Annotated in this window: 4 protein-coding genes; all 4 read right to left on the bottom strand. The window is 49.2% G+C overall.

Annotation, left to right across the window (positions count from 1 at the left end):
• Positions 1-4,691 (bottom strand): DUF1592 domain-containing protein (locus ACKPQ5_RS08690; protein ID WP_407678714.1); only part of this gene is annotated, 4,691 nt, incomplete at its 3' end.
• Entirely contained in the window at positions 4,688-5,980 is a 1,293-nt protein-coding gene (locus ACKPQ5_RS08685; protein ID WP_407678713.1) for a DUF1552 domain-containing protein, read from the bottom strand. The genes ACKPQ5_RS08685 and ACKPQ5_RS08690, both read right to left, overlap by 4 nt.
• 179 nt (positions 5,981-6,159) lie before the next feature.
• Positions 6,160-7,557: a sulfatase family protein gene (locus tag ACKPQ5_RS08680; protein ID WP_407678712.1), complete on the bottom strand. Its 1,398-nt coding sequence runs from the start codon at positions 7,555-7,557 to the stop codon at positions 6,160-6,162.
• Between the two features lie 21 nt (positions 7,558-7,578).
• A partial coding sequence (locus ACKPQ5_RS08675; protein WP_407678711.1) for a hypothetical protein occupies positions 7,579-7,838 on the bottom strand: 260 nt, incomplete at its 5' end.

The raw sequence follows: 7,838 nt of genomic DNA, 5'->3' as shown, positions 1-7,838 counted from the left end.
CGGCCCAGACCGTAACCAATCAGATGCTCAGTAAACCCACGGGCAAAATCGTTTTCTTTCTGAGCGATCAAATCACGCATTTCGAAGTAGCCAGAGAACTCAGGACCTTTATGAAATTTACCGGATGGATCGATATCATAGGTTTTCTTCCCATGCTTGTCTTCGGTCCGCCATTTACCGGCGGCGGTAAAGTTTTCCAACCCAAACCCGATCGGGTCGATCTTGCGGTGACAACTGGCACACTGTGGTTCTTCCTGATGAGCGAGAACCCGTTCCCGGGCGGTAAGGGGTTTGTCGGCCAAGCGTGAAAGTTGTGGAACATTGGGAGGTGCCGGAGGTGGTGGATCATTCAAAAGATAACGTAATACCCAGGCTCCCCGCTCGACCGGACTGCTCTCGATTCCGTCACTGCCCATCGCCAGCACGGCAGCTGTCCCAAGTAACCCTCCTCTAGGAGAATCAGGGGGTAAGGAAACCTTGCGGAAATGATCACCGCTGACTCCATCAATTCCATAATAGGTACCAAGCAGGCCATTGATCATTACATAATCGCTCTTCAATAATTTCCCGATATGTCCCCTCTCCTGATCACGCAACAACAGGGCAAAGGATTCGTATACTTCCTTTCTGGCGGAAGCCCGAACACTCTCATCGAATTCACGGTGCAATTTGGTATCGAACTGGAAGAAATCCAGCCGTTCCATATGCAGCCACTGATGGACAAAGCCGGCCACGAATTCCTCGGATCTGGGATCGGCAATCATGCGGTCCACTTCCGCACGCAGAGTGGCTGGGTTACTCAGTTCATTCCTTTTGGCCAATGCAAAGAGACGGGCATCCGGTGGTGAACTCCAGAGGAAATAAGCAAGCCGAACCGCCAGTTCCCGATCATTGAGCGGACGCTTGGATTCTTTCATATTCGGCTCGTCGAGGTAAAGAAAACCGGGCGAAGCAAGGATGACGCTAAGGGGTGTACGGATGGCCACATCGAAAGAATCTCCGGCGGTTATTCTTCTTTTATATAAACCGACCAATTGATCGATAAACATGGGGTCCGGATCAACTTGGCGAAAGGCTTCCATACAAAAGCGCTGGAAAATGGAACGGGCTCTCTCTTCCTCCGTATCCACGGTTCCCGACAGGTTATTTTGTAAAATAGAAACAAGCCCATCGTCCTGAACCTTATCCTGTAAGGGACCTTCCCATTCCACCCAGTCGATCCAAAGGGCGGGAGGAGCGGCCATTCCGCCTTTATAAATCTCCCTCTTACCCCGCAAGGTATCTGCCATAAGGTTACTTTTTTCACGCAGGGAAAACTTGCGTGAACCATTGAGAGTCAATTCCACGGTGGTTTCGAAAACCTGCGGGGCACTGGTGGTACCCGTAACTTGAAAAGTTTCCAACAAGTTGAAGCCATCACCATCCACATTTCGACTTCCTCCATTACTTACCGATCCGAGGACCGCAAAATGCCGATCCGGAGAAGTGCCCTCAACGGATCCCATGCGAACGCGGACCCGGTACTTTCCAAGGGGCAAGGGCTTGGATTTCTTCTTGAATCCAAGCGGATCCATACTGATTTCAATAAACTCCTCGCTGTTCAAATTCCCATTTCGGTCGAAAACACCAAGCAAAGAGCCGCTCTTAGTTAGGGGATCATTCAGGTAGCGCAATTGGGAGGCTGCTTCCATTTCGTAACGACGAATTCTGAACTTGGCCTCGTCCAAATCTTTCACTCCCACTGCAGGACGGGGAATGCCGTCCTTTTGAAAAGCAAGGGCCGCGTCGTACCCCGCTTTGAAATAAGATTCGTATTTCCTCTTCACTTTGGCAGTGGCATACTTCTCCGCTTGTCGGCGTTGCTTAAACATTTTTGGCTTGGCGGATGGGAGGGGCCCTTCCCATTCGACCCAATCGATCCATAGAGCCGGTGTTAGACCAAGGCCAGTTTCCTTAATTGCAGATAGCATCCGTGCCTGCATTGCCTTGGGGTCGCCCCTTTCACGGACGGCAAATTTTCGAGGACCGTTCTTGGAGAGCTGAACTGGCACCTCAATTACCTGAGGATTATCAACCGTACCGCTTACTTGAAAAGTATCCAATAGATTGAACTGATCTTTTGCAGGAACGGCACCAATAGATACGAAATGCCTTTTCTTTTCCGTGGACTGGAGGGCACCAACACTAAAACGCAATTTGTAATGACCGGCCGGCAGAGTATCCACAATGTGTTGGGTTTTGCTCCAACCGCTAGGATGTTCAGGTGGTAAAGCAATGAACTCTTGCTTGTAACTGAAGCCCAATAATGAGCCGGATTTTGTTAAGTTACTATCCAAATAGCGGCGATAACTTGGCCCCTTATTCTCAAATTCGCGGATAACAAAATGGGCCCGATCTTCGTCGACAATATCTTTTTGCGGTTTTCCGGTTTTCAGGAAAGACTGGGCTTTGTCGTGACCGCCTTTGAAATAATCGTTGTAGGTGCCACCGACTTTTGCGTTGGCATGATGCTCCACTTCCCTTCTTTGTTTCCAAGTCTTTAGTCGGTTTGGATCGTGGGGACCTTCCAGTTCCACCCAGTCTACCCAGATTGCGGGCGGATGTCCGTACCCATTCTCCGCTTTGAGCTGATTGTGCTCATTCCAGAGGGTCTTTAGATTTGCATTGTTTGGCTGCTTTTCCTGCACCGCAAATTCACGAGTCGTATCCGAACGCACCTCAATGGGAATTTCCATGATCTGGGGAGCTTCGATCGTACCGGTAACCTGATGGACACTGATTGGTTTACCTTTCAATCCCCAGTCCCTTGATTCGATATCCCTCTGGGGGTGACCGATCTCAATAAATTTGCGGGCGGCAGGCGTTCCCTTCACCGTGCCTAAACGGACACGAAAGATATAATCACCCACAGGCATCTTCTTCGGTGCAACAATCACCCGTCCGGTTCCATGAGTCAGTTTAAGATAAGTACCGGTGTCCCGATGCGGCAGACTGGCGTAATGCTTGAGCAATGCCAAATTCTTGGATCTTGATGGGTCGGCAGCGGCCGCTTTTTGAAAATCTAGAAACCCGAAATCTTTGGGGCTGGGCACATTCTTGAAATGCTCGGCAAAAATATAAAAGCGATTGGGGTGATCAATTAACCGGTTCTTCTTTCGTATCTCAGCAATGATCGCCTGATTCTCTGGAGATTTAGCCGCCTCATCCACACCTTTTTTCCATTGTTTAAAACGGTCCTGGGTTGCTTCCGCTTTTTTGATGATTTTCTCATTAGCCGGATTAATTGTTTTCTCGGGTTCAACCCGGGTGATTTCCAACTTAGGGGATTGGTTCTCCTGAATCGGACCTTCCAACTCGATCCAATCAACCCAAAGAGCGGGGGGGGTACCATGTCCATTTTTTCTTCGGTCTGCATGATGCTTTTGCATGCGGGCTTTGAAATCTTTGGGCATTCGCTCCTGAATACCAAACTCCTTAGGACCGTCGATTGAGACCTCAACGATCGATTCAATCACTTGTGGGTTCTCGATTGTCCCAGTCACCTGATGAACGCTCAAGGGAGGATTCGCAAAACCGGATGGAACCGGACTTGTCCGACGCGGGTGCCCAACTTCAATAAAGTGACGCTCAATGGGTGTGCTTTCCACAATACCCGCTTTAAACCGTACTTTGTACTTCCCGGGTACCAGTTTCGACCTTTCTTTAGGAGATGGGATATCCAAACGCACGATTCCTGAGGTGTACCTGAGGTAGGTCCCCCGCTCATTGTGAGGGAGCTCTGCAAAATATTTCAAACTCTCGTATTTCGTACGATAATCCAGTTGATAAAAATTCATGGCTGAATCCGGATCACCCCCAAAATGCTTTAATTCCATGACCCCTTTTAAGCGATTAGACATTCGATAAATGCGAAAAGCGTGGGTATCGATATCCGGGTGCTCTTTGCGTAACTGAGCCATAATTGCCTCGTTTTCCGGAGCCTTTACGGCTTTATCAACCGAATCCATCCATGGTTTTACTTGGGCCAGTCTTTCTTCCATCTTCTTGATCATTTCAAGGTGTTCCACATTAACCGTCTTTTCCGGTTCCACCCGAAAAACCGTGGAAGGTTTTGCCATTGCGGAATGTCGGGCAAAGGCTTCGTCCACCGCGGTACGCCCCAATTCCAGGTACTGTTCGAACTGGTCACTGGAAATGAATTGGGATGCCCCCACCGTATCAAAACTGCCTGCCCCTCCATCAGCAGGGAGGGATTCAACATTCAGGCTAACCCCGGTGAGGGATTTTATAGTGTTTTGGTACTCCCTACGATTGAGACGACGCATCGTAATCTGCCCTCCTGAATCGGAAAGTTTTTTACGGGCCAAAACCATGGTCTTGGCCAGATCCTCAAGAAAGTCCGCCTTGGCCACCTTTTCAGGCTGCCGTTTGTTTTCCGGTGGCATTTCCCCGGAGTTCAGCACATCCAAAACTTTTTGCCAAAGTTCCGCATGCTGAAGAGTGTCGACCTCCAGCGGCAAGTCCTCCAAGTTCACCTTCCCTTTTTGCGTGTCCGCATTGTGACAATCCATGCAATAATCGAACATGAGATCGAGATGCTTCTCGGGAACGATGGCTCGGAGTTCCGCACCCGAAAGAGTAGAGGTGGTCAGGGTTAGTCCGACCAACAGGGAGAATAGCTTAGAACTCACGCCTGCAGTTCTTTAATTACTCCCGAACTGTCACCATGCCGTTCGGCATCGATGCCCAACCCCTGAAGCAGGGTCAGCCAAACATTGCAAAGCGGAGTATCCTTCGGAAGAACCAGATGTTCTCCCAATTTGAGGTTGGCTCCACCACCGGCGAGTAAAGTTGGGCAGTTATCCAGGTAGTGAATACTGCTGATATTCGATCCAAACGCGAGTGAGGTATGATCAAACAGACTGGTACCGTCCGCCTCTTTGATTGCTTTCAATTTGTCCATGAACCCGGCAAGCAGGGTGCTATGCATTTGGTCACGGGCCTTGGATGCTTCCATTCTTTCTCCCGGGGAGTAATGACTGACATTGTGAGAACTATGCTTCACATCCATACTTTTGAGCAGGGACTGACCGGGCATACGGTATGTCAGTGCACGGGTGCTGTCGGTTTGCAATGCGGCCACAATCAGGTTGTGCATCATCTCAATTTCTTCCCGACCCTTAAGCCCGACAGGTGGTTCATCGAGAGGTGCCTTGGGCTTTGGCTTATCCAACCAGTCTTCATCTTTGCCAAGACGGGTTTCAATGTCCCGTATACCCTGAAAGTATTCGTCCAACTTATTGTTGTCGTTTCTGGACAGGCCTCGCTGAACGCGGTTTGCCTCGGTCAACACCGCATCCAATACGCTTCTCTTTTCATCAATCGCTGCCTGTCTTTGCACGAGGGGTAAATCTTCCGCGGAAAAAAGCTTATGAAAAGTTTTCAGTGGGTCATTGTACCCGGCAACCGGTTTACCGCGCTTGTCCCATGCCAAAGATGCACCAGGTCCATGTCCCGATTGGCTTCCATCTGAACTATCGAGCTGAATCGATGTAAAACGGGTCTGCTGTCCGAGTTGTTCAGCGACCACCTGATCCGCGGATATGCTGTTGGCCATATTTTGACCGGGGACCGAATAACGGTTTGCCCCGGTCAGCCAAAAGGTACTTCCCCAATGGGCCTCATTGGAGTAGTTGTTGGCACATCCCTGTACGATGGTAAAATCCTGCTTGTGTCTAGCCAAGGGGCTGAGTCCTTCGGACAATTGGTACTTTGCACCCGTATCTTTTGGATCAGGATACCAAGTCTGTTTGGTTACTCCGAAACCGATGCCCATAAAGACCGCCCGTTTGGGGATGGCAACCGCTGCTTTGGTGGCAGCGGATGCAAAACGGCGAAAACCAATGGATTCCAAGGCAGGAAGGGCGATCAATGCCCCTGCCCCACGAAGAAAAGTACGGCGATTAAAATCTGTTTTCATTTAATGTTTAATAATAAAAGAATAATTTTATATATCAAATGTCTTCGTTCTTAAAATCCTTACAAAAAATTTTGAGGTTAATTTGGAAAAATCTACTGCCCGGTTCTTCCAACTGTAAAAATTTTTATTTCGTATCGTTTAAATCGAACAAAATAAGGCTACGATCAGAGCCGACCTGATTAATTTGCTTCGCTTGTTTTAAGCTGGGCTTTGAGGCGATTCACCTTTTTCGGATACTGAGCCGCGAGGTTGGTGGTCTCGCCAATATCCTCTTTTAAATTGTAGAGCTCCCATTCACCCGATCCGGCGTCTTCCAAAAACATTCCCACTTTCAATGGGGAGATCAGTTTCCAGTCCCCTTCCCGAATGGCATTCCCTTGAAGGATCCGGGTCTGCACGGATGCAGAACCCAGGTTATAGATGTATGATTTACGGGCTGTCTTGGATTTACCCAAAATAAAATCCAATTGATTAACTCCATCGATAGTTCGGTCATCGGGAATCTTTGCTCCGGTAATCGAGGCAAAGGTGGGCAAGAAATCGATGGTGGCCATGAGCCCGTCATTCGTTTTTCCCTCGGGGATTTTTCCCGGCCAACGCATGATGCAGGGCACACGGATACCTCCCTCATAAATCGATGCTTTTCCATCACGCAAGGGCCCAGCATCGCCCCAGAAAATCGAATTCTCCGGGTGCCCTTTTTTGTTTTCATAATATTTGGGCTGATTCCAGGGACCGTTATCAGTCGTAAAGATAACCAAAGTGTTTTCTTTTAAACCAAGTTTCTCAAGGGTTTCGAGCAAGCGGCCGGTTTCAAAATCAAATTCTTCAACCACCGCACGATAAAGGTTGTCGCCCGTTTTTTCCTTAAATTTGGGAGATGCATCGATGATGGTGTGCATCATTGTGTGTGAGAGATAGAGGAGGAACGGCTTTTGGGAATCACGCTGATTAACCAGATAATCAATCGCCTTATCGGTGTAGAGTCGGGTAAGCCCCGCCATATCATCGGTTTTGCCCACCAGCTCATTGTTACTGCGTAAAACCGATTTCCCGCTGTCGTTCGCACCCAGTGCCCCGAAATAATAATCAAATCCCTGTGCATTGGGCATTCTTTCGACAATCGCCTTTCGACTTGAAACATCCCATTTCCCAACACAGGCGGTCTGATAGCCGACCTCTTTGAGCATCTCCGCAAGGGTGATTTCCGATGCGGGCATCGACCAGCCTTTACTGCGGACAGGATAGCGACCGGTCAGCAGAGCCGAACGTGACGGTCCACAGACCGGCTGGGCATAAAAGGAGGTAAATTTGGTTCCTTCCCTGGCCAGCTTATCGAGGACCGGTGTCTGATTTTCCTTACTCCCAAAACATCCCAAATCGGCATAACCCTGATCATCGGTGAAGATGATCAAAATATTTTCCTTACTCCCAAAACATCCCAAATCGGCATAACCCTGATCATCGGTGAAGATGATCAAAATATTTGGTTGCTTCGGCTTTTCCGCCGAGACCTTTCCTGTCACCAGCGTTACCAGCAAAGCCGTAAGTGCCGATAATATCTTTCTTTTTATCATTATCCTGTCTTTTGTGGTTTCTTAATCCACCGGTGCCTTACTAATCGCAGCGGGGTAAGGTGCGGGCTTCGGATCCGAGCGAGGCACGAGGTAGCGTGGGTCCGGCTTGATGCCTACTGGGGCACCCTCCAGAGGCCAGGCGAATACCTCGCTCGCGTCCCGATCGGAATGATTCAGCCGTGGCAATGTAGCAGACCATTGATCCAACTTCTTGCGTAATCGTTTGGCAACCTTTGGATCGGACTGGACCCGATTGGTCAGTTCATACGGATCCTTCGCTA

It is taken from the genome of Candidatus Seribacter sulfatis (assembly GCF_964187635.1).
GTDB lineage: Bacteria > Verrucomicrobiota > Verrucomicrobiia > Opitutales > Seribacteraceae > Seribacter > Seribacter sulfatis.
Note: the sequence above shows the minus strand (reverse complement) of the source record. Positions and strands in the feature narration are given on the sequence as shown.

What these genes read in the sequence shown, in the direction of transcription:
- ACKPQ5_RS08685 (WP_407678713.1), bottom strand. Translation starts at nt 5,980, where the DNA reads ATGAAAACAGATTTTAATCGCCGTACTTTTCTTCGTGGGGCAGGGGCA.
- ACKPQ5_RS08680 (WP_407678712.1), bottom strand. Translation starts at nt 7,557, where the DNA reads ATGATAAAAAGAAAGATATTATCGGCACTTACGGCTTTGCTGGTAACG.